This window comes from Escherichia sp. TW09308 (assembly GCF_000208565.1).
GTDB lineage: Bacteria > Pseudomonadota > Gammaproteobacteria > Enterobacterales > Enterobacteriaceae > Escherichia > Escherichia marmotae.
In genome coordinates this window covers 2,522,709-2,544,963 of the sequence record NZ_AEME01000001.1, presented here as the reverse complement: position 1 = coordinate 2,544,963, position 22,255 = coordinate 2,522,709, and the positions used below count along the sequence as shown (strand labels likewise).

Annotated in this window: 19 protein-coding genes; 7 read left to right on the top strand and 12 right to left on the bottom strand. The window is 52.1% G+C overall.

What is annotated here, in order from left to right; genetic code table 11:
- Positions 1 to 199 precede the first annotated feature (199 nt).
- The 3 genes from malE to malG all read left to right on the top strand — a co-directional run bounded on the left by malE (position 200) and on the right by malG (position 4,265).
- Complete coding sequence (gene malE, locus ESM_RS0112150) at positions 200 to 1,390, top strand: maltose/maltodextrin ABC transporter substrate-binding protein MalE (protein WP_000695404.1); 1,191 nt, start codon at positions 200 to 202, stop codon at positions 1,388 to 1,390.
- A gap of 425 nt (positions 1,391 to 1,815) precedes the next feature.
- Positions 1,816 to 3,360: a maltose ABC transporter permease MalF gene (malF, locus tag ESM_RS0112145; protein WP_010378415.1), complete on the top strand. Its 1,545-nt coding sequence runs from the start codon at positions 1,816 to 1,818 to the stop codon at positions 3,358 to 3,360.
- A 14-nt stretch (positions 3,361 to 3,374) separates the two neighbouring features.
- Complete coding sequence (malG, locus tag ESM_RS0112140) at positions 3,375 to 4,265, top strand: maltose ABC transporter permease MalG (protein ID WP_001252091.1); 891 nt, start codon at positions 3,375 to 3,377, stop codon at positions 4,263 to 4,265.
- Positions 4,266 to 4,359: 94 nt separating this feature from the next.
- Here malG and psiE read toward each other — a convergent pair whose 3' ends face one another.
- A complete protein-coding gene (gene psiE / locus ESM_RS0112135) occupies positions 4,360 to 4,770 on the bottom strand; it encodes a phosphate-starvation-inducible protein PsiE (RefSeq protein WP_000202902.1) in 411 nt (136 codons plus the stop codon).
- Between the two features lie 256 nt (positions 4,771 to 5,026).
- Here psiE and ESM_RS0112125 point away from each other — a divergent pair, with 256 nt between their 5' ends.
- Positions 5,027 to 5,305, top strand: a complete 279-nt coding sequence (locus ESM_RS0112125) for a hypothetical protein (protein ID WP_000804022.1) — start codon at positions 5,027 to 5,029, stop codon at positions 5,303 to 5,305.
- 46 nt (positions 5,306 to 5,351) lie between these two features.
- On the opposite strand, the gene ESM_RS0112120 is transcribed toward ESM_RS0112125, so the two are convergent.
- From ESM_RS0112120 to pgi, 5 genes are all read right to left on the bottom strand, one after another.
- The gene (locus ESM_RS0112120) at positions 5,352 to 7,448 is read right to left on the bottom strand and encodes a YjbH domain-containing protein (protein WP_000745799.1); all 2,097 of its coding nucleotides are present in this window, start codon (positions 7,446 to 7,448) and stop codon (positions 5,352 to 5,354) included.
- Positions 7,448 to 8,185 carry a capsule biosynthesis GfcC family protein gene (locus tag ESM_RS0112115; protein WP_000595516.1) on the bottom strand — a complete coding sequence of 246 codons (738 nt, stop codon included), beginning with the start codon at positions 8,183 to 8,185 and terminating at the stop codon, positions 7,448 to 7,450. Before ESM_RS0112115 ends, ESM_RS0112120 begins: the two co-directional genes overlap by 1 nt.
- On the bottom strand, positions 8,182 to 8,820 hold the full coding sequence (locus ESM_RS0112110; protein ID WP_001517554.1) for a YjbF family lipoprotein: 639 nt from the start codon (positions 8,818 to 8,820) through the stop codon (positions 8,182 to 8,184). Before ESM_RS0112110 ends, ESM_RS0112115 begins: the two co-directional genes overlap by 4 nt.
- Before the next feature lie 113 nt (positions 8,821 to 8,933).
- On the bottom strand, positions 8,934 to 9,176 hold the full coding sequence (gene yjbE / locus ESM_RS0112105) for an exopolysaccharide production protein YjbE (RefSeq protein ID WP_000757338.1): 243 nt from the start codon (positions 9,174 to 9,176) through the stop codon (positions 8,934 to 8,936).
- A 510-nt stretch (positions 9,177 to 9,686) separates the two neighbouring features.
- Positions 9,687 to 11,336, bottom strand: a complete 1,650-nt coding sequence (gene pgi / locus ESM_RS0112100) for a glucose-6-phosphate isomerase (protein ID WP_000790017.1) — start codon at positions 11,334 to 11,336, stop codon at positions 9,687 to 9,689.
- Positions 11,337 to 11,630: 294 nt separating this feature from the next.
- Between pgi and lysC the strand changes: the two genes are divergently transcribed.
- Entirely contained in the window at positions 11,631 to 12,980 is a 1,350-nt protein-coding gene (gene lysC, locus ESM_RS0112095) for a lysine-sensitive aspartokinase 3 (protein WP_001112916.1), read from the top strand.
- 37 nt (positions 12,981 to 13,017) lie between these two features.
- Here lysC and ESM_RS0112090 read toward each other — a convergent pair whose 3' ends face one another.
- Complete coding sequence (locus ESM_RS0112090) at positions 13,018 to 13,806, bottom strand: nucleotidyltransferase domain-containing protein (protein WP_001130546.1); 789 nt, start codon at positions 13,804 to 13,806, stop codon at positions 13,018 to 13,020.
- 304 nt (positions 13,807 to 14,110) lie between these two features.
- On the opposite strand from ESM_RS0112090, the gene ESM_RS0112085 reads away from it, so the two are divergent.
- Entirely contained in the window at positions 14,111 to 14,383 is a 273-nt protein-coding gene (locus ESM_RS0112085) for a DUF3811 domain-containing protein (RefSeq protein ID WP_001207629.1), read from the top strand.
- On the opposite strand, the gene rluF is transcribed toward ESM_RS0112085, so the two are convergent.
- Together rluF and ESM_RS1000000129110 are read right to left on the bottom strand one after the other, a co-directional pair.
- Positions 14,384 to 15,256 carry a 23S rRNA pseudouridine(2604) synthase RluF gene (rluF, locus tag ESM_RS0112080; RefSeq protein ID WP_000936379.1) on the bottom strand — a complete coding sequence of 291 codons (873 nt, stop codon included), beginning with the start codon at positions 15,254 to 15,256 and terminating at the stop codon, positions 14,384 to 14,386.
- Positions 15,257 to 15,344: 88 nt separating this feature from the next.
- Positions 15,345 to 15,482: a CcdB family protein gene (locus ESM_RS1000000129110; protein WP_228929306.1), complete on the bottom strand. Its 138-nt coding sequence runs from the start codon at positions 15,480 to 15,482 to the stop codon at positions 15,345 to 15,347.
- 411 nt (positions 15,483 to 15,893) lie between these two features.
- Between ESM_RS1000000129110 and pepE the strand changes: the two genes are divergently transcribed.
- Positions 15,894 to 16,583, top strand: a complete 690-nt coding sequence (gene pepE / locus ESM_RS0112070; RefSeq protein ID WP_000421749.1) for a dipeptidase PepE — start codon at positions 15,894 to 15,896, stop codon at positions 16,581 to 16,583.
- Positions 16,584 to 16,673: 90 nt separating this feature from the next.
- Here the strand turns inward: pepE and ESM_RS01000000124775 are convergent, their stop codons facing one another.
- The 3 genes from ESM_RS01000000124775 to metH all read right to left on the bottom strand — a co-directional run bounded on the left by ESM_RS01000000124775 (position 16,674) and on the right by metH (position 22,146).
- Positions 16,674 to 17,918: a sodium-dependent phosphate transport protein 2 gene (locus ESM_RS01000000124775; RefSeq protein WP_337442385.1), complete on the bottom strand. Its 1,245-nt coding sequence runs from the start codon at positions 17,916 to 17,918 to the stop codon at positions 16,674 to 16,676.
- Positions 17,888 to 18,304 carry a Na/Pi symporter gene (locus tag ESM_RS1000000129520; protein WP_010378391.1) on the bottom strand — a complete coding sequence of 139 codons (417 nt, stop codon included), beginning with the start codon at positions 18,302 to 18,304 and terminating at the stop codon, positions 17,888 to 17,890. Before ESM_RS1000000129520 ends, ESM_RS01000000124775 begins: the two co-directional genes overlap by 31 nt.
- 158 nt (positions 18,305 to 18,462) lie before the next feature.
- Positions 18,463 to 22,146, bottom strand: coding sequence for a methionine synthase (gene metH, locus ESM_RS0112060; RefSeq protein ID WP_000095945.1), 3,684 nt, complete (start codon positions 22,144 to 22,146; stop codon positions 18,463 to 18,465).
- Positions 22,147 to 22,255: the final 109 nt, after the last annotated feature.

Here is a 22,255-nt window from a genome sequence, read left to right as displayed (position 1 = left end):
GGAAATTCGTGATATTGCTTGCAAAAAACATGGCAATTTTGTGTGCGCCTCCCCGCAATACTGCTATTTCTGCGACGCAGATCACACAAAGCGAGGGTGGGGCGTAGGGGCAAGGAGGATGGAAAGAGGTTGCCGTATAAAGAAACTAGAGTCCGTTCAGGCGTTTTCACAAGCACTTCACCAACAAGGACCAGAGATTATGAAAATAAAAACAGGTGCACGCATCCTCGCATTATCTGTTTTAACGACGATGATGTTTTCCGCCTCGGCTCTCGCCAAAATCGAAGAAGGTAAACTGGTTATCTGGATCAACGGCGATAAAGGCTACAACGGCCTCGCAGAAGTGGGTAAGAAATTCGAGAAAGATACCGGAATTAAAGTTACCGTTGAGCATCCAGATAAGTTGGAAGAGAAATTCCCCCAGGTTGCGGCAACTGGCGATGGTCCGGACATTATTTTCTGGGCGCACGACCGCTTTGGCGGCTATGCCCAATCTGGTCTGTTGGCTGAAATCTCCCCAGACAAAGCGTTACAGGACAAACTGTATCCTTTCACCTGGGATGCTGTTCGTTATAACGGCAAACTGATTGCTTATCCGATCGCAGTTGAAGCGTTATCGCTGATTTATAACAAAGACCTGCTGCCGAACCCACCGAAAACCTGGGAAGAAATCCCGGCTCTGGATAAAGAACTGAAAGCGAAAGGTAAGAGCGCGCTGATGTTCAACCTGCAAGAACCGTACTTCACCTGGCCACTGATTGCCGCCGACGGTGGTTATGCGTTCAAGTATGAAAACGATAAATACAACGTGAAAGACGTTGGTGTGGATAACGCTGGCGCGAAAGCGGGTCTGACCTTCCTGGTTGATCTGGTTAAAAACAAACACATGAATGCGGATACTGATTACTCCATCGCAGAGGCAGCCTTTAACAAAGGTGAAACTGCGATGACCATCAACGGTCCGTGGGCATGGTCCAACATCGATACCAGCAAAGTGAACTACGGCGTGACGCTGCTGCCGACCTTCAAGGGACAACCTTCCAAACCATTCGTTGGTGTTCTGAGTGCAGGCATTAACGCTGCCAGCCCGAACAAAGAACTGGCGAAAGAGTTCCTCGAAAACTACCTGCTGACCGACGAAGGTCTGGAAGCGGTAAATAAAGATAAACCGCTGGGTGCCGTGGCGCTGAAGTCTTACCAGGATCAGTTGGCGAAAGATCAACGCATTGCCGCCACCATGGATAACGCCAAAAACGGCGAAATCATGCCGAACATCCCGCAGATGTCCGCCTTCTGGTATGCCGTGCGTACCGCAGTGATCAACGCTGCCAGCGGTCGCCAGACTGTTGATGCCGCGCTGAAAGATGCACAGGGTCGTATCACCAAGTAATGCCGTTAAATGCCGGATGCGGCGTGAACGCCTTATCCGGCCTGGAAAACGAAACCTATGTAGGCCTGATAAGACGCACCAGCGTCGCATCAGGCAGTTGTTGCCGGATGCGGCGTAAACGCCTTATCCGACCTACGAAGCCGAAGCGTATGTAGGCCTGATAAGACGCCCAGCGTCGCATCAGGCGGTTGTTGCCGGATGCGGCGTGAACGCCTTATCCGGCCTACGAAACCGAAACCTATGTAGGCCTGATAAGACGCCTTAGCGTCGCATCAGGCAGTTGTTGCCGGATGCGGCGTAAACGCCTTATCCGACCGAAAAAACGAAACGTATGTAGGCCTGATAAGACGCGCCAGCGTCGCATCAGGCAGTTGTTGCCGGATGCGGTGTAATCATTTATCCGTCCTGGAATGAGGAAGAACCCCATGGATGTCATTAAAAAGAAACATTGGTGGCAAAGCGACGCGCTGAAATGGTCAGTGTTAGGTCTGCTTGGCCTGCTGGTGGGTTACCTTGTAGTTTTAATGTACGCACAAGGGGAATACCTGTTCGCCATTACCACGCTGATTTTGAGTTCAGCGGGGCTGTATATTTTCGCCAACCGTAAAGCCTATGCCTGGCGCTATGTCTATCCGGGAATGGCCGGAATGGGCTTATTCGTCCTCTTCCCTCTGGTCTGCACCATCGCCATCGCCTTCACCAACTACAGCAGCACCAACCAGCTTACTTTTGAACGCGCCCAGGAAGTTCTGTTGGATCGTTCCTGGCAAGCGGGAAAAACCTATAACTTCGGTCTTTATCCGGCAGGTGATGAGTGGCAACTGGCGCTTACCGATGGTGAAACCGGCAAGAATTATCTCTCCGACGCCTTTAAATTTGGCGGCGAGCAAAAGCTACAGTTGAAAGAAAGCGCCACACTGCCTGAAGGCGAGCGCGCAAATCTGCGCGTGATTACCCAAAATCGTCAGGCACTGAGCAACATTACCGCCATTCTCCCGGATGACAACAAAGTGATGATGAGCTCCCTGCGCCAGTTCTCCGGTACGCAGCCGCTCTACACGCTGGGCGATGATGGTACGCTGACCAATAACCAGAGTGGTGTAAAGTATCGCCCGAATGACCAGACAGGCTTTTACCAGTCCATTACCGCCGACGGCAACTGGGGCGACGAAAAGTTAAGTCCGGGTTATACCGTAACCACCGGCTGGAAAAACTTTACCCGCGTCTTCACCGACGAAGGCATTCAGAAACCGTTCCTCGCGATTTTCGTCTGGACCGTGATGTTCTCACTGGTCACTGTCTTTTTAACGGTGGCAGTCGGCATGGTGCTGGCTTGTCTGGTGCAATGGGAAGCGTTGCGCGGCAAAGCTATCTACCGCGTACTGCTGATTCTGCCCTACGCCGTCCCCTCATTTATTTCAATTTTGATTTTCAAAGGGTTGTTCAACCAGAGCTTCGGTGAAATCAACATGATGTTGAGCGCACTGTTTGGCGTGAAGCCCGCCTGGTTCAGCGATCCAACCACTGCGCGGACGATGCTGATTATCGTCAACACCTGGCTGGGTTATCCGTACATGATGATCCTCTGCATGGGCTTGCTGAAAGCGATTCCAGACGATCTGTATGAAGCCTCTGCGATGGATGGCGCAGGCCCATTCCAGAACTTCTTTAAAATCACGCTGCCGCTGCTGATCAAGCCGCTAACACCGCTGATGATCGCCAGCTTCGCCTTTAACTTTAACAACTTCGTACTAATTCAACTGTTGACCAATGGCGGCCCGGATCGTCTTGGCACCACCACACCAGCCGGTTATACCGACCTGCTCGTTAACTACACCTACCGTATCGCCTTTGAAGGCGGCGGTGGTCAGGACTTCGGTCTGGCGGCAGCGATTGCCACGCTGATCTTCCTGCTGGTGGGTGCGTTGGCGATAGTGAACCTGAAAGCCACGCGAATGAAGTTTGATTAAGGGAGATAACAAAAATGGCAATGGTCCAACCGAAATCGCAAAAAGTACGTTTATTTATTACTCACCTGCTACTGCTACTTTTTATCGCGGCGATTATGTTCCCGCTGCTAATGGTCGTCGCCATCTCGCTGCGCCAGGGGAACTTCGCGACCGGCAGCCTGATCCCGGAGCAAATCTCGTGGGATCACTGGAAACTGGCGTTAGGTTTTAGCGTTGAACAGGCGGATGGTCGCGTTACGCCACCGCCGTTCCCGGTACTGCTGTGGCTGTGGAACTCGGTGAAAGTCGCGGGGATTTCTGCGATTGGTATTGTGGCGCTCTCCACTACCTGCGCCTACGCCTTTGCCCGTATGCGCTTCCCTGGCAAAGCGACGCTGCTGAAAGGGATGCTGATTTTCCAGATGTTCCCGGCGGTACTCTCACTGGTCGCGTTGTATGCGTTATTTGACCGCCTGGGTGAGTACATTCCGTTCATCGGCCTGAATACCCACGGCGGCGTTATCTTTGCTTACCTGGGGGGGATTGCGCTGCACGTCTGGACGATCAAAGGTTATTTCGAAACTATCGATGGCTCGCTGGAAGAAGCGGCGGCGCTGGATGGCGCGACGCCGTGGCAGGCCTTCCGCCTCGTCCTGCTGCCGCTGTCAGTACCGATTCTGGCAGTGGTGTTCATCCTGTCATTTATCGCTGCTATTACTGAAGTTCCGGTCGCGTCGCTGTTACTGCGTGATGTGAACAGTTACACCCTGGCCGTGGGTATGCAGCAATACCTCAACCCACAAAACTACCTGTGGGGTGACTTTGCTGCCGCTGCTGTGATGTCTGCATTACCGATCACCCTCGTCTTCTTGCTGGCTCAACGCTGGCTGGTCAACGGCCTGACGGCGGGTGGTGTGAAAGGTTAAAGATGTTGTTATGCCAATGTTATGCCGCTGCACCCTCAACTTACGTTATCCTAACTTGTGACTGTTATTCGGCGCTCTTCGGAGCGCCTCTTTTTTACTCCCGCTTCAGCCGTTTCGAATTACACAGCCATAGAGTGATCACCAGTAACAGGATCGCTGCAGAGTAGATCAACACATCCAGTGGCGATTTATGATCGACGATGATCAAGCGCACAATGGCGGTGATCCCGATATAGACAAAGTAACGTAAGGGAAAGTGAAATCCGGACTGAAAATACTTCACAATCAGGGCGATAAATTCGAAATAGAGAAAGTAAACCACCAGCCCTTCCACCAGCTCATATTTGCTGGTTTGTTCTGGTGCGAACAGCACATCAGCCAGATGCACCGTTTCTTTGCCGAGAAAGACAACCAGAATCAAGCCCAGGCACAACAGGCCAAGATTGAGTACGGTCTGCAAAATAGTGGAGATAAACTCCACGCGGGGACGAGATAGCGACGTCATAACAGCCCTCCAACTCAGTGGCGAGCTTCCTGTATAACGTAAAAATGTGACGGAGATCTATATTTTTTGTGTATGTTTTGTTCAACCTGGATTTAGATGGCTCCTCCCGCCAGCGCCGGATGCGGCTCCCCGTAGGCCGGATAAACCGCGCCTGACTGTGCCTCCGGCAAGACACGCGCCCCCAAAAAATCACCCATTCAGGTGATTCCCAGCCACCAACAAAGCGCGAAAAATCGACAATGTTCCTCTGGAACAAATGAAACCTAACCTGATAAAGGTGGTAAAAATGAAGCCTTATTTTGCTGCTTTGTTGTTATCAGTCTCTGTTCTTCCTGCTTTTGCCGGTCCGCTCGGTACTGCTGATAAAGCCGACCTTCCGCAAAGCAATGTCTCCAGTCCAATGATGGCTCAGTCGCTCAGGCAACCAGACCTGCAACCTATATCGACGGACAGGAAGACAGAATGTTTTCGCCTTTACACACCAGATCGTAAACCGGGGGTGAACTGCGTTCCTGATGGCTCGACAGGCCATTAAGAATGAGGGTGCCAGTGATTGCGAAAGCTGGCACCTTTCCCATGACTTAACGGAAATTTACGCTACGATCGCTGGTCATATCATACAACTGGAACTTACGCCCAAGTTGCTGACCACCGTCGCGCGTCAGCGGTGTCCAACCAATTGCCGCACGACTGCGGGTCGGGCCGGACGAGAAGAGATCCAGCGGTACAGAGACATACACGCCTTTGGTGAAATCCCCTTCCCCGTACTCCTCTTTCGAAACGTTAGTGATCGTGGCATAGCCACCCACCACCACGCCGCTATCAAAACGTTTGGCAATCTCCAGCGTACCGCCTTTATCCCCTGCCAGATACTGCCCGACGCTCGCTTTGACTAACACATCCTGGGCGAAAGATGGCGTCCAGTACGCGGTCAGATGTCCGGTTTTCACGCTATAATCGGTAAACTTCATCATATCTTTCGCGCTACGCCAGTCGCGCTGTTTCACATAGTTAGCATCCAGCCCAAACGCCCAGTTGCTATCCAGCGGACGATACAACACTTCTGCCCCCGCACCGCCAAACATGGTTTCGAGATAGCCGCCGTAGACCTGGCCATAGAAGCCGTTGCCCAGATGCTGGAAGTAGTTGGCTTGCAGGTTATTGACGTAAACATCGTTCTGCACATATTCACGAACATGAGTACGCACACGCGGCAGATGGGAGTCCTGCGGCGGGTTAGTGTAGTTAAACTTGTCGTAGTTATTCGCCAGGTTAGCAAACAGGCTGCCGGTAGTCAGCAGATGATCCGTTAGCCACAAATCCGCCGTCCCCATCACGCCAAGCTGGTACATATAGAAATTTTCCGGGCCACCAACTGACTGATTCAGTACTGGATCGATATGGAAATCAAAGCGCGATTTGTCAAAATACCAGCCTTGTTCAGTGGACTTCGGCACCACCGGTTCGACGCGTTTTTGTGCCAACGTTGTTTCATGACCCAGCGGCTCTCCGGCAAGATGATTTTTCAGGCTGGCGACATCCGTTTCAGTGGTCACCTGCGGCATATTAAGCCGATTTTCCGTTATACGGATCATGCGGATCCCATCCGGCAGATCGTTCATCACGATCCGATTGGCACGAATGATCCCTTCGCGCGAATCGCGATATTTCACCTGCTCGCCGGTAACATACAGCGTATCGCCTTTCACCTGGATCTGCGGATCGGCAAGCCCGGCGTTGTATTTCAACAGCGTTAACTGATTCGCCACCACCGAATGCTGCAAAATGGCATCCTGCGGCTGCGGCTGGTATTGCGGTCGGGCGTTATCGTTGTACGACGGGCGCAGATCGTTAAAGTTGGTGCGCAGCGTGACGCCAAACATAAAGGTGTTGCCACGTTCATAGCTAAGGTTAACGTCGGCCCAATCGGTAACGCGATAAATCGCCCCGACGTTAAACTTACTTTTTTGCTCCAGCTTCCCGGCAAAATCCTGCTGATAATTATTGCCTTCATACTCCAGTTTCAGGCGCAGCGGCTGCCAGGGCGTCTGGTATTCCACTCCCCCAAACAGCGAGGCCGGGCCGTGGAACATCTGGCTGCCGTCGATAGAACCCGCCTGTTTATAGCTGTTATCGCGATAGCAATATTTGTCACTGGCTGAACAGAGCGGATTTTTCACGTTACCGCTGGTGCCCAGATATCCCCAACCCAGGCCGAGTGTGAGATCGAACGGCCCCCAGGCTTTGCTGGCGACCAGATATTCCGCATCAAACAGCCCCGTACCGCCGATATCCCGCGCGCCAACAGCCACCTGCGGCATCCAGTAACTCTCTTCCCACAAACGCAGTTTAAGATCGAAGGCTTTATCTTTATACGTTTGGTCGCCAGAGAACGCTTCGACGCTGCTGTACTGTCTGGTACGCACGTCGGTATAGCGCAACGTCGTTTCCAGCCACGGGAAGAGTTGCACTGAAGCTGAGTAATAACGGTACTGATCGTTATCGCGGTAGTTGAGACTAAGCTCCCCTTCCCGCGCCATACGGGCGGTGGGCGTTTGCAACAAACCGACGCCGCCGAAATCTGATTGCGACGGCCCGATAGGCGCAGGATACGTTTCGCCGTAGCAGGCCGCGCTAATGCCCAGCGCCAGTACGCTAAGCAGATGTCTTTTTTTCATTATTGGGGTATCCGCTGCGTCAGAATCTGAAGAATGTCGGCGTTCAGGGCGTCTGGCGTCTTACTCCAGACGGAGTCCGCCAGGCCAACATAAATAATGCTGCCGGGCATCGGCTCTACGTGACGCTTGTTCCAGTAAGCCACCGGCGCTTTTTGCGTGCGACCGTCTGGATAAATAACCCATGCGTAGCTGCGATCCGCACCACTAAGCAGGTTCTGACCGGAGAGGTAACTCGCCACGTCACGACCTAGGGTAAATGGCTGATTGCCTGGACGACTAATAAGCCCAAACAACGTGACCGTTGACGGCGGAGATCCGACCCACAGCGTGTAGTTGCCCTGCAACGGCGGGTTACCGCGTTCGGCAACGCGCACCATATCGGGATCAAGATTGATTTTTTGCCTGCCCGTCACTTTCAACGCCTGAATTTGCTGGCGTAAGGTGTTAATGGCGGCGGCATCATCACCGCTGGAATCTGCGGCCAACGCCGCCAGTCGTGCCAGCAACGCCTGCTGTTGACGCAATGCCGCCGCCGTTGCCAGCTCTTCGCTAATCACCGCACCGGGCCACCAGCTATTTGCCAGTCGTGGTTGCCCCACCAGATCGATTAAATACTCTGCGCCCGTCAGCGTTTTTGCCTCGCGACTACCATTGCTAAACACCTTGACGGTTCCCGCCGCCAAGACCGATGACATCCCTACGCTCAAAAGCAACGCTGCAATTGTTTGTTTAATCATTGTTTTGCTGCCTTGATGAGCGTGGTTTTCACCGGGAAATAATCTGCACCGAGATACTGTTCCGACTGGCGAATTTGTCCTTCGCTGTCGATCCAGTAACGGTTATGCCAGCACGCCTGATCGGTGGAGACTTCTTCATCCAGCACGCGAACCGGGGTTTCATCGCTGCCGACTTTGACGGTGTCAGTACCATCCCATTTAAAGACTGAACGAGCTGTGGCGTAGCGCACCTGCTGATACTCGGTCCAGCCCATCGTGCGAGTCCAGGTTGTGCCATCAACGATTTGTGCGGGTTTGGTCAGCGGATCGGCAGCAAGATTATTTACTTCAATCAGGTTGTCGCCACCGAGCAGGGTTTTCACCAGACGACCATGTTGCGTAACGAGGGTGGCCTGATCCTGAGTAACCCATTTTTGTTGTCCGTCTTCAGCGAAGGCCAAAACGACAAATAACTGTGGACCGCCATTAAGCTGCATATACTGGCTGGCGTAGGGCATATTTTGAATATCATCGTCCGTAAGCTGAACGCCCGGCGTACCGAACAGGCTGTCCCACAGTGAGTTGCCCAGTTCTTGAGTAGTGGCTGAACAGGCCTGTAATAACAGGCAGATAAGAATGAGTGCAGGTCGCTTCACGACTCTTCTCCAGAGGGGCAGAATAACCACACCGGAGTGTGGTTATGGTAAATCCCTTCATACCTCAAGCCACAGATGCGATGACTCGAATTATTCTGGGGATACATACTTTATTACTGAGTACTGGTGGTCGTGGTTGTTGTGGTCCCGGTATTAGAACCATCACCGCCACCGGTTGCCGCGAGCGCGACGCCCACCGCCGAGCTTACGGTGCTGACGCTGGTCGCAGAGGAACTACCCGCTGAAACCGACGTTGCTGCTGACCCTGCCGCTTCGCCCACCTGTACAGGTGCAGCCCACGCAGAAGTCACCGCAAGCGCAGATATGGCAAAAATGCCATACAGAACTTTTTTCATAATAATTTCCCTTCATTGAATGAATGGAGATTTACCCAAAAACATTTCGGGCGGGATCGAGTATACACAACTAAAGCATACGAATTACGCCGCGGGGAATTAGTGAAGGGGTTTTAGGATAATTGGAATGAATATCAACTATATATTTTTATAATATGAAAACAATCAGTTAAATCATTCAGTTAAAATAAATATAAAAATAAATTCCCTGCGTATTTTCTGAAATTAACACAGACTAAAAATATATTTTAGGATTAACCTCACGGTATGATTTTCGTTAAATCACCGGCAAGGGGATTTATCTGATAAAACAATGCCGACTTATAGTCGACATTGTTTTTAAGGCTATTTAGTCAATCGAGCTATGTATTAATTGCCGAATGCGATGTACATATCGGCATCGACCTGTAGGCCTGATAAGACGCGACCGCGTCGCATCAGGCACCGGTTGCCGGATGCGGCGTGAACGCCTTATCCGGCCTACATATCGGCATCAGAAATGCACGAAGATTAACCGCGCCACGCTTTATAGCGGTTAATCAGACCATTGGTCGAGCTATCGTGGCTGCTGATTTCTTTATCATCTTTCAGCTCCGGCAGAATGCGGTTCGCCAGTTGTTTACCCAGCTCTACGCCCCACTGGTCAAAGGTGAAGATATTCAGGATCACGCCCTGAGTAAAGATTTTGTGCTCATACAGCGCAATCAAGGCACCCAGACTGAACGGGGTGATTTCGCGCAGCAGAATGGAGTTGGTCGGGCGGTTGCCTTCGAACACTTTGAACGGCACAACATAATCGAGCGTCGCCGGATCTTTACCCTGATCACGGTATTCCTGCTCAACCACTTCGCGGGATTTACCAAACGCCAGAGCTTCGGTCTGAGCGAAGAAGTTAGACAGCAGTTTCTGGTGGTGATCAGAGAGCGGGTTATGGGTGATAGCCGGGGCGATGAAATCGCACGGCACCATTTTGGTTCCCTGGTGAATCAACTGGTAGAACGCGTGCTGACCGTTCGTACCTGGTTCACCCCAAATAATCGGGCCAGTCTGGTAATCCACCACGTTACCGTTACGGTCAACGTACTTACCGTTGGATTCCATATTGCCCTGCTGGAAGTACGCCGCAAAACGGTGCATATACTGGTCGTATGGCAGAATCGCTTCAGTTTCCGCGCCAAAGAAATTGTTGTACCAGATGCCGATCAGCGCCAGCAGTACAGGCAGGTTTTTCTCTGCCGGAGTAGTGGAGAAATGCTTGTCCATGGCGTGTGCACCGGAAAGCAGTTCAACGAAGTTATCAAAACCGATGGAGAGAACAATCGACAGACCAATCGCTGACCACAGAGAGTAACGACCGCCGACCCAATCCCAGAACTCGAACATGTTAGCGGTATCAATACCAAACTCGCCAACAGCTTTCGCGTTGGTGGAGAGCGCCGCAAAGTGTTTCGCAACGTGCTTCTCATCGCCAGCCGCTTTCAGGAACCAGTCACGCGCACTGTGGGCGTTGGTCATAGTTTCCTGAGTAGTGAAGGTTTTAGACGCCACCAGGAACAGGGTGGTTTCCGGATTCACTTTTTTCAGTACTTCTGCGATGTGAGTCCCATCGACGTTAGAAACGAAGTGCATGTTCAGGTGGTTTTTGTACGGGCGCAGCGCTTCAGTCACCATGTACGGACCAAGGTCAGAACCACCGATACCGATGTTTACCACATCAGTGATTGCCTTGCCGGTATAACCTTTCCACTCACCAGAAATAATCGCTTCCGAGAAGGTTTTCATCTTCTCCAGCACCGCGTTGACTTCCGGCATCACGTCTTTGCCATCAACCAGAATCGGCGTATTGCTACGGTTACGCAGCGCCACGTGCAGTACAGCGCGGTTTTCGGTACGGTTGATCTTCTCGCCAGAGAACATCGACTTAATCGCGCCAGCCAGATCGCACTCTTTCGCCAGATCCTGTAATTTCGCCAGCGTCTCTTCGGTGATGCGGTTTTTGGAGTAATCCACCAGCATCTGATCGTCGAAGGTTGCGGAGAACTTAGAAAAACGATCGCCGTCTTTAGCAAAAAGCTCAGCGATCGTAACGTCTTTCATTTCATCGAAGTGTTTCTGTAGTGCCTGCCAGGCAGCGGTCTGCGTTGGATTGATATTTTTCATTAGCAATACTCTTCTGATATTGAGAATTGTGACTGTGGAAGATTGTAGCGCCAGTCACAGAAAAATGTGATGGTTTTAGTGTCTTTAGCTCGTTCAACCGCCGAAATGGATAAAACAGTATAGCTGTTATAAGCACAATTTCTGGCCACCAGCGCTGCATGAATAATCCGCATAATCCCAGCGTTGACACACTCCGCTACACCTTTTATTTATAAATACGGTCTGCGCCTGCACCGGTTTCTGTTTTGCCTTTGTGCCATGGTCGCTTCTTTCATTCCCTGACACGAGGTTGTTATGCCCGATATTGTTGTCTCCAAATTTGGTGGTACTAGCGTGGCTGATTTCGACGCCATGAACCGCAGCGCTGACATTGTGCTTTCTGATGTGAATGTGCGTTTAGTTGTGCTTTCCGCTTCCGCAGGGATCACCAATCTGCTGGTAGCACTAGCCGAAGGTCTGGAACCGGCTGAGCGTTTCGAAAAACTCGATGCCATTCGCAATATTCAGTTCGCTATTCTGGAACGCCTGCGTTACCCGAACGTCGTCCGTGAAGAGATTGAACGTCTACTGGAGAACATTACCATTCTGGCCGAAGCAGCGGCACTGGCAACCTCTCCGGCGTTAACAGATGAACTGGTCAGCCACGGCGAGCTGATGTCTACTCTGCTGTTTGTTGAGATCCTGCGCGAACGCAATGTTCAGGCACAGTGGTTTGATGTGCGTAAAGTGATGCGTACCAATGACCGATTTGGCCGTGCGGAGCCGGATGTTACTGCACTGTCGGAACTGGCTGCGTTGCAGTTGGCCCCACGACTCAGTGAAAGTTTAATCATCACTCAGGGATTTATTGGCAGAGAAAGTAAAGGCCGTACCACAACACTTGGTCGTGGCGGCAGCGATTATACGGCAGCCTTGCTGGCGGAAGCTTTACACGCATCTCGTGTGGATATCTGGACTGACGTCCCCGGCATCTACACCACCGATCCGCGCGTGGTGCCCGCAGCAAAACGCATAGATGAAATTGCTTTTGAAGAGGCCGCTGAAATGGCGACCTTTGGCGCGAAAGTGCTGCATCCGGCAACGTTGTTGCCTGCAGTACGCAGCGATATTCCGGTATTTGTCGGCTCCAGCAAAGATCCGCGCGCTGGCGGTACGCTGGTGTGTAATACCACCGAAAATCCACCGCTATTTCGCGCACTGGCCCTGCGCCGTAAACAAACGCTATTAACCCTACATAGCCTGAATATGCTGCATTCCCGCGGCTTCCTCGCGGAGGTTTTCGGCATCCTCGCGCGACATAATATTTCGGTGGATTTAATTACGACGTCAGAAGTAAGCGTGGCGTTAACTCTCGACACTACCGGATCAACATCTACCGGCGATACGTTGCTGACGCAATCCTTACTGATGGAGCTTTCGGCACTGTGCCGGGTAGAAGTGGAAGAAGGCCTGGCGCTGGTGGCACTGATTGGTAACGACCTGTCAAAAGCCTGCGGCGTCGGCAAAGAGGTCTTTGGCGTACTGGAACCGTTCAACATCCGCATGATTTGCTACGGCGCTTCCAGCCATAACCTGTGCTTCCTGGTGCCAGGCGCAGACGCCGATCAGGTGGTGCAGAAACTGCATAGTAATTTGTTTGAGTAAAAACAGTACGGCCCGGATGATATGCCCCGGGCCGTGTTTATTTCCCCATCACTGTCGTCATCAACAGACGATCCAACTCCCTGACATCGCCTTCCCTGCTGTCCGGTAACACTGGTGGAATTTCCCCGCGCGCCAGTTCCGCACGAATAAACGCATGTAGCAATGGACGGCGCGGTCCATATTCCGCTTCTCCCGCGCGCTGTTTACGTTCCAGCAATTCATCTATTTCTGCACGTAAGGCCGCATCCAACTCACTTCCCGCCAGTAACTCAGCAAAGCGCATTGGCGGTACGCCTTTACCCGCTTCGACCCAGCGCACGGCCAGCAGCGGGCGCAGCACGTAAAAATATTTTTTCAGCCGAACTTCGTCGGCCTGCAAATAGCCGCGGAAGTTTTTCTGCGCCATCGAATAGTAATGCCAGCGCGCACGTAGCGGAGAAAACCACTTCGGCACCATCGCCTTAAGCGCCGTTATCGTTTCTTCATCCTGCTGATAGACCACCGGCGAATCCAGCCATTCAATCAGCGTCGGGTTCGCGCCTTTCAATAATCCCAGCGCCTTGCGCCACTCCCAACCTGAAACATCCAGCTCGTCGTCGATGGGCAGTTCGATAACATCGCGTGGTGACTCTACCCGCAGATACCATTCCAGCGGGTGAACATACAAAAAACGCACATCGTAATCGCTGTCTGGCGAGGCAAATCCCCAGCCGCGACTCCCCGATTCGCAGGCGTACAGCACTTTCACGCCATACCGCCATTCAATTTCCTTTAACTGCTGCGATACCCGTTCACGCATCGCAGCACTGACTCCATTTAATGGCATTTGACTCATCCTTTGATATTAACTAACCCGCGCCAGACCACTGAAAACAGAAATGTTATCAATGCGATAGCGTTATTGCGAGAAACGAGCCAGAAATGGACTCTAAGATTTAACACCTTGAATAATAAAAGATTAATTAAATTTGAACAGTTACCAGTGAATTATTTCCGTTAAATTTTTATATGTATTTATCGCTAATTAGCTAAAAACATAAAAATAAAAGAGAACGCAAATGAATCTTATCGGTTCTGCTCGCAAATGAATTCCCGTACACTGAGCTATCCGATTAACAGAGGGCACCATCATGGCACTCCCCCGCATTACTCAAAAAGAGATGACTGAGCGTGAACAGCGCGAACTGAAGACGCTGCTGGATCGAGCGCGTATTGCACATGGCCGCGTGCTGACCAACGCCGAAACCAACAGCATTAAGAAAGAGTACATCGATAAATTAATGGTTGAGCGTGAGGCTGAAGCGAAAAAAGCCCGCCAGTTGAAGAAAAAGCAGGCTTATAAACCGGATCCTGAAGCGTCATTCAGTTGGTCGGCAAATACGTCGACGCGTGGCAAACGCTGATTAACGACCTTTTTTCTTCCGCCCCGGCGAGGCGAAACGCTTGCCGTTTGATGCCGGGCGGCCACCTTTTTCCGCTGTTTTCTCCACCTTCACCACCGAGCGTTTGATGCCTGCCGTTTTCGGTTTGGCCTTCGCTTTGGGCTTCGCCTCGGAAGAGGAATTTTCAATGAGTTTAAAGAGATCGATAAGCTCGTCGTCGGTTAAATCACGCCATTCACCCAGCGGAATGCCGCTTAAGCTGACGTTCATAATGCGCGTACGTTCCAGCTTTTTCACTTCGTAGCCAAAATGTTCACACATACGACGGATCTGACGGTTCAACCCTTGCACCAGGGTAATACGAAAGACAAACGGTGCTTCTTTTTTAACTTTGCACTTTTTGGTCACTGTCCCGAGGATTGGCACCCCCGCACTCATGCTGCGAATAAACTCCTCGGTAATCGGTTTATCGACCGTCACCAGATATTCTTTTTCATGGTCGTTGCCAGCACGAAGGATCTTATTGACCAGATCGCCGTGATTAGTGAGGAAAATCAGCCCCTGGGAGTCTTTATCCAGGCGACCAATCGGGAACACGCGCTTGCTGTGATTGACGAAATCGACGATGTTATCGCGCTCGCCATCTTCCGTAGTGCTGACAATGCCCACGGGCTTATTCAGGGCGATAAGCACTAAATCTTCGGCTTCCCGCGGCTCGATCAACTGACCGTTTACTTTTACAACGTCACCGGGCTTTACCTGATCGCCAATAGTGGCACGCTTGCCATTAAGGAACACATTGCCTTGCTCGATATAGCGATCCGCTTCGCGGCGTGAGCAAATTCCGCTTTCGCTGATGTATTTATTTAAACGGACTGATGAGTCGGGCAGCATAAATTCTCCTCTGAAACACGGAATATACCTTACCTCTTAGCGAGGAAAAACAGGATTTATGCGGAATACGATAAGTTACGTACCAGCATTAATAGCCGTTTAATAGAAAATCGATAGCATCACGCAGTTCGATTCGCTGTTGACTAAGGTCAGCTATACGTTCTCCCAACTCTTTTAGCGGTATTCCTGTCATCACCATGTGGTCCAGGCCAGCAATTGAAACCACCGGACAAACTTTTACAGGTGGTTTACCGCCAGATAGCTGAGCAAGTCTGACCGCCGGACAACAATGGCATGCTTTAATACATCAGCGACAGGATTTACGTGCCTCTTCCAGAATCTCGGGGGGCAGCGAAACATTGACAGATTTTTTCACCTTCGACATTGTGCGCATAATTCCCTCCATCATGATGCGCATACTCTGTCTAAAAGTAGCGTAATTAGCGAGCATTTTTCCTCCAGTGTCCTTAGAAATTTGTCGGAAAATACCGCTGTTGCGAATACCTGTCACGCCTGAACATTCAAACTTGCGAGACGCTTTCCAGAAGCAATACGCGACATCGTGAGCCATGTCAGTAAGCGGTTAAATTCACAGTGGTAGCATGCCTTCCGTGATTTCTTACTAACCGGAGAAGTAATGGAACTGCTTTTATTGAGTAACTCGACGCTGCCGGGAAAAGCCTGGCTGGAACATGCGCTGCCGCTGATTGCTGAACAGTTGCAGGGTCGCCGTTCCGCGGTGTTTATTCCTTTCGCTGGCGTAACGCAAACCTGGGATGATTACACCGCCAAAACGGCTGCAGTTCTTGCCCCACTTGGCATTTCTGTCACCGGTATTCATAGCGTTGCCGATCCTGTTGCCGCGATTGAAAATGCGGAGATCGTGATTGTCGGCGGTGGCAACACTTTCCAGTTACTGAAAGAATGCCGTGTGCGCGGTCTGCTGGCACCGATTGTTGACGTAGTGAAACGCGGCGCGCTGTATATTGGCTGGAGCGCAGGCGCTAACCTCGCTTGCCCAACCATTCGCACGACCAACGATATGCCGATTGTCGATCCGCAGGGCTTCGATGCGCTGAATCTGTTCCCGCTGCAAATCAACCCGCACTTCACCAACGCGCTGCCGGAAGGTCACAAAGGTGAAACGCGCGAGCAGCGTATTCGCGAATTACTGGTGGTAGCGCCAGAACTGACGATTATTGGTCTGCCGGAAGGTAACTGGATCACCGTAAGTAAAGGTCACGCTACGCTTGGCGGCCCGAATACCACTTATGTGTTTAAGGCCGGTGAAGAAGCCGTGCCGCTGGAAGCGGGTCACCGTTTTTAAGTGAATTGCCGGATGCATGATCCGGCATCTTGTACATAGTGCCTGATGCGACGCTTAACGCGTCTTATCAGGCCTACAGGATTCACAATATTAATACTCGTCCCGTCCCTCATCTTCATCTGGCTGTTCCAGTACGCTGTAAGCCACCGAACAAAACAGCGAGTTCAGACGCTGCATATCTCCCAATAAACCTAAATGTAGCGAACTGGTTTCAATACTCTGCACGTTTTGCTGATGCAGGCGATCGACGTGGGCATGGGAATAGCGGCGATTAAGAATGCGAAAGCGATGCTTACTGCGACGTAAACGGCGAGCGCTGGTGACATCGCCAGAGAAGAACACCGACATTGCCAGTTTTAAATTGCTGAGCAATTGCTCATAGAGCGCATCCAGTTCCTTCAACCCATCAAGCGAAAACGCCCGCCGTGCTGCCAGTGATTTGTCGGCAATTTCGCTGCCCATGCGCTCGACAATATCGGAAGCCTGCTCAAGGTTGAGCGCCATTTCGATAATCTCCGCCCAGCGACGTGATTCTTCTTCCGCCAACTCTTCTTTTGGCATCCGCGCCAGATAAAGTTTAATCGCGGTGTAGAGGACGTTGATATCATCCGCCAGCTTGCGCAACTCCTTCTCTTCACGCGGTTCGCCGTGCATCACTTTATTCAGCCCTTCCATCATCTGTTCCATCGCGTCACCGATGCGCAGTGTTTCACGGGCGGCATTCGCCAGAGCAAGGGTCGGCGTATCCAGCGCGCTGACATCCAGATGTTTTGGTTTCAGATGGGCATCCAGTTCGGGTTCATCGCGAATAATGGTTTTGCAAAACCGTGCCATCGGGTCGACAAATGGCAGCATCGCCAGACAGCGCACAAGGTTATAGAAGACGTGGAAATAGATAACCAGTTCCGCTTTCGGCAAAGGCAGTTTATCCATTGATTCTGCCAGAACGTGGACAAACGGCAGGATAATCAGGCTCCCCACCAGCTTAAAAAGCAGGCTGCCCAACGCGACACGACGTGCGGCAGCATTAGCGGCGCTATTGTTGAGCATCGCCAGCAAGCCAGAACCAAGGTTAGCGCCAATAACCAGGCAGAGCGCCACCGGGAAAGAGATAATGCCCGCAGCAGTCAGAGTCGCAGTCAGCAGTACCGCGGCAAGGCTGGAGTAGCTGATAATGGCGAACATCGCGCCAATCAGCGCATCCAGCAGAATATCGCCGGTCAGCGAGGCAAAGATCACCTGAACACCGTTCGCCTGGGTGATCGGCGTTACGGCCTGCACAATCAACTCCAGTGCCAGCAAAATCAACCCAAGGCCAATACCGACGCGGCCCAGTTGCCCGGCGCGCGACTGCTTGCGTCCGAGGAAAAAATTACGCCGATAAAAATAAGTAGCGGCGACAACCAGGATAAATCGAAGGTGAGAACCCGCGCCATCAGCGCCGTTCCGACGTCGGCCCCCAGCACAATCACCAGCGCAGGCGCGAGAGCAACCAGATCCTGGGCAACAAACGACGTCACCAGCATGGTGGTGGCATTACTGCTCTGCACCAGTGCCGTAACGCCAATCCCCGCACAGAAGGCGAGCGGCTTTTTTTCGACGCTCCGGCTAAGGACAGTACGCAGCCGTGCGCCAAAGACACGCATTACGCCTGTTCGAACAATATGCGTCCCCCAGACCAGCAGGGCGACGGCAGAAAGCAGGTGAAGCAGTGTTAACACGAGTTCAGGTTCTCCTTATCGTTATATGTGCCTGAAACAGTTCCGGAAGCGCTTTTCCGGTCTGATATAAGTCCAGTATATGTGTTTACTATCAATAAAGAGACAGGGCACTCCGTGAGTGCCCTGTTTGTTGTAAAGAAAAGTGACAGATTTGTGAATCAGTCCGCGTCATACCCCAGATTCGGCGCCAGCCAGCGTTCAACATCAGAAACGCTCATACCTTTACGGCGGGCATAGTCTTCAACCTGATCGCGCTGAATTTGTGCCACTGCGTAGTACTTGCTGTCCGGATGGCTGAAGTACCAACCCGAAACTGATGCGCCAGGCCACATAGCGAAAGATTCCGTGAGTTTCATGCCGGTGTGTTTTTCCACTTCCAGCAGCTCCCAGATGGTGGCTTTTTCCGTATGTTCCGGGCAGGCCGGATATCCTGGTGCCGGGCGGATGCCCTGATAGTTTTCGCGGATCAGGTCTTCGTTGCTGAGATTTTCATTCGGCGCGTAGCCCCAGTAGACTTTACGCACGCGCTCATGAAGATATTCTGCAAAGGCTTCGGCTAAACGGTCGGCAAGCGCTTTCACCATGATTTTATTGTAATCATCGTGCTGCGCTTCGAAGGCATCAGCCAGCGCGTCCTCTTCCAGCCCGCCAGTTACGGCAAATGCACCGATGTAATCCGCTTTGCCGGAGAGTTTCGGTGCCACAAAATCAGCGAGGCAGTAGTTAGCAAAGCCGGTTTTTTCCGTCTGTTGGCGCAGATGGTGGCTGATATTAATCACATGCGTGCGTGTTTCATCACGATAGATTTCAATGTCGTCACCCACCCGGTTTGCCGGGAACAGGCCAACCACGCCGCGCGGATTCAGCGATTTTTCAGCGCTTAATTTATCCAGCATGTCGTTAGCGTCTTTAAACAGGCGTTTTGCCTCTTCGCCCACCACTTCATCTTCCAGAATGCGCGGATACTTTCCGGCCAGCGACCAGGTCATAAAGAACGGCGTCCAGTCGATATAGTTACGCAGCGTTTCGATGCTGGCTTCGACTTCCTGCACGCCGAGACGGTGCGCTACAGGCGGCGTATAGGCCTGCCAGTCAAAAGCGAAATCGTTATCGCGCGCCGCTTCCAGCGTGACCGGTGGCGTGCGCGGTTTCTTGCGCCCGTGCTGAATACGTACGGTTTCGTACTCTTTGCGGGTACGAGCGACAAAGTCGTCACGCTGAGTGTCGGAAAGCAGCGCCGCCACAACACCAACGGTGCGCGAGGCGTTTTGCACGTAAACCGTCGGGCCGCTGTAGTTTTGCTCGATTTTCACCGCTGTATGCGCTTTTGAGGTAGTCGCGCCGCCAATCAGTAGCGGAATGGTGAAGCCCTGACGCTCCATCTCTTTCGCCACGTTGACCATTTCGTCCAGCGACGGCGTGATCAGCCCCGAAAGACCAATCAAATCAGCATTCACCTCTTTGGCAGTGCGGAGGATTTTTTCCGCTGGCACCATCACGCCGAGATCAACAATTTCATAGTTGTTACATTGCAGCACCACACCAACAATATTTTTACCGATATCGTGCACGTCACCCTTCACGGTGGCGATCACCATCTTACCGTTGGTTTTACCCTGCTCTTTGCTGGCTTCAATATACGGTTCGAGATACGCCACCGCCTGCTTCATAACGCGTGCCGATTTCACCACCTGCGGCAAAAACATTTTCCCTTCACCAAACAGGTCACCGACGACGTTCATTCCGTCCATCAGCGGCCCTTCAATCACTTCAATCGGGCGAGCGGCTTGTTGACGAGCTTCTTCGGTGTCCTGTTCGATAAACTCAGTAATGCCTTTGACCAACGAGTACTCCAGGCGTTTCTTCACGTCCCACGAGCGCCACTCCGCCTGTTGGGCGTTGGCGGTGTCGTCGGTTTTACTGCCGCGATATTTTTCGGCAAGTTCCAGTAAACGCTCTGTACCATCGTCGCGACGGTTAAGGATCACATCTTCCACCGCGTCGCGCAGTTCCGCAGGCAGATCGTCGTAAATCGCCAGTTGTCCGGCGTTGACGATCCCCATATCCATACCGTTACGGATGGCGTAGTAGAGGAACACCGCGTGAATAGCTTCGCGCACCGGGTCGTTGCCACGGAACGAGAAGGAAACGTTGGAGACGCCACCGGAGATGAGTGCGTGCGGCAGTTCGCGTTTAATGTCTTCGCACGCGCCGATGAAATCCTGCGCGTAATTGTTATGCTCTTCAATCCCGGTGGCGACAGCGAAGATGTTCGGGTCGAAAATGATATCTTCCGGCGGGAAGCCGACTTCCTCGGTGAGGATTTTGTACGCCCGACGGCAAATCTCGATTTTCCGTGCGCGGGTATCGGCCTGGCCCTGTTCGTCAAAGGCCATTACCACCACCGCCGCACCGTAACGGCGTAATAATTTGGCATGATGGATAAAGGTTTCAACGCCCTCTTTCATCGAGATAGAGTTAACAATGCCTTTGCCCTGAATACACTTCAGTCCTTTTTCGATGACGTCCCATTTCGAAGAATCGATCATAATCGGCACGCGAGCGATATCCGGCTCGCCAGCAATCAGACTGAGGAAACGCACCATCGCCGCTTCGGCGTCGAGCATCCCTTCATCCATGTTGATATCGATAATCTGCGCGCCGTTTTCCACCTGCTGACGCGCCACGTCCAGCGCCTCGCTATATTTCTCTTCTTTGATCAGACGTTTGAACTTAGCGGAACCGGTTACGTTAGTTCGTTCACCAACGTTAACAAACAAACTATCGTCGCCAATGTTCAGCGGCTCCAGTCCGGACAAACGGCAGGCTACGGGGATATCAGGCAGTTTGCGCGGTGCTAATCCTTCAACTGCACGGCTCATCGCAGCAATATGTTGTGGCGTCGTGCCACAGCAGCCGCCGACAATATTCAGGAAACCCGATTCAGCCCATTCGCGAATCTGTTTCGCCATTGTGTCAGCATCGAGATCGTATTCACCAAAGGCGTTTGGCAGTCCGGCATTCGGGTGCGCGGTGACGTAGCATTCGGCAATACGCGAAAGTTCCTGCACGTACTGACGCAGTTCGTCTGGCCCCAGTGCGCAGTTGAGGCCAAAGGTCAGCGCTTCGGCATGCCGCAGGGAGTTGTAAAATGCCTCGGTTGTCTGACCGGAGAGCGTGCGCCCGGAGGCGTCGGTAATGGTGCCGGAAATCATAATCGGCAACTCCACACCCAGCGCTTCAAACTCGGTTTTCACCGCAAAGACCGCCGCTTTCGCGTTAAGAGTGTCGAAAACAGTTTCAATCAGAATCAGGTCTACACCGCCTTCCACCAGCGCTTTGGTGGATTCACGATAAGCCGCCACCAGTTGGTCAAAGGTGATATTGCGAAATGCCGGATCGTTTACATCCGGAGAAATAGATGCTGTGCGATTGGTTGGGCCGAGAACACCAGCAACGTAGCGTGGTTTCCCCGGCGTGCGGGCGGTCCACTCGTCAGCGCAGGCACGTGCCAGTTTCGCTGCTGCAAAGTTGATTTCTGCTGACAGGGATTCCATCTGGTAATCCGCCATCGCAATAGTCGTGGAGTTGAAGGTGTTGGTTTCGATGATATCCGCGCCCGCTTCAAAGTAAGCGTTGTGGATCGCGGCAATCACATCAGGTTTACTGAGTACCAGCAGGTCGTTGTTGCCTTTTAGATCGCACGGCCAGTCGGCAAAACGCTCACCGCGAAAATCGGCTTCGTTCAGACGATAATTCTGGATCATGGTGCCCATACCGCCGTCCAGCACCAGAATACGTTCATTTAACTGCGCACGCAGTTGTTCAACTTTGCTGCTCACACTTGCTCCCGACACGCTCAACCCAGATTTAATAAAAATTCAACAAACCATACTGGCACAAACGCATCAGTGGTAAAAGCGACCACTACGCAACATGAGATTTGTTCAA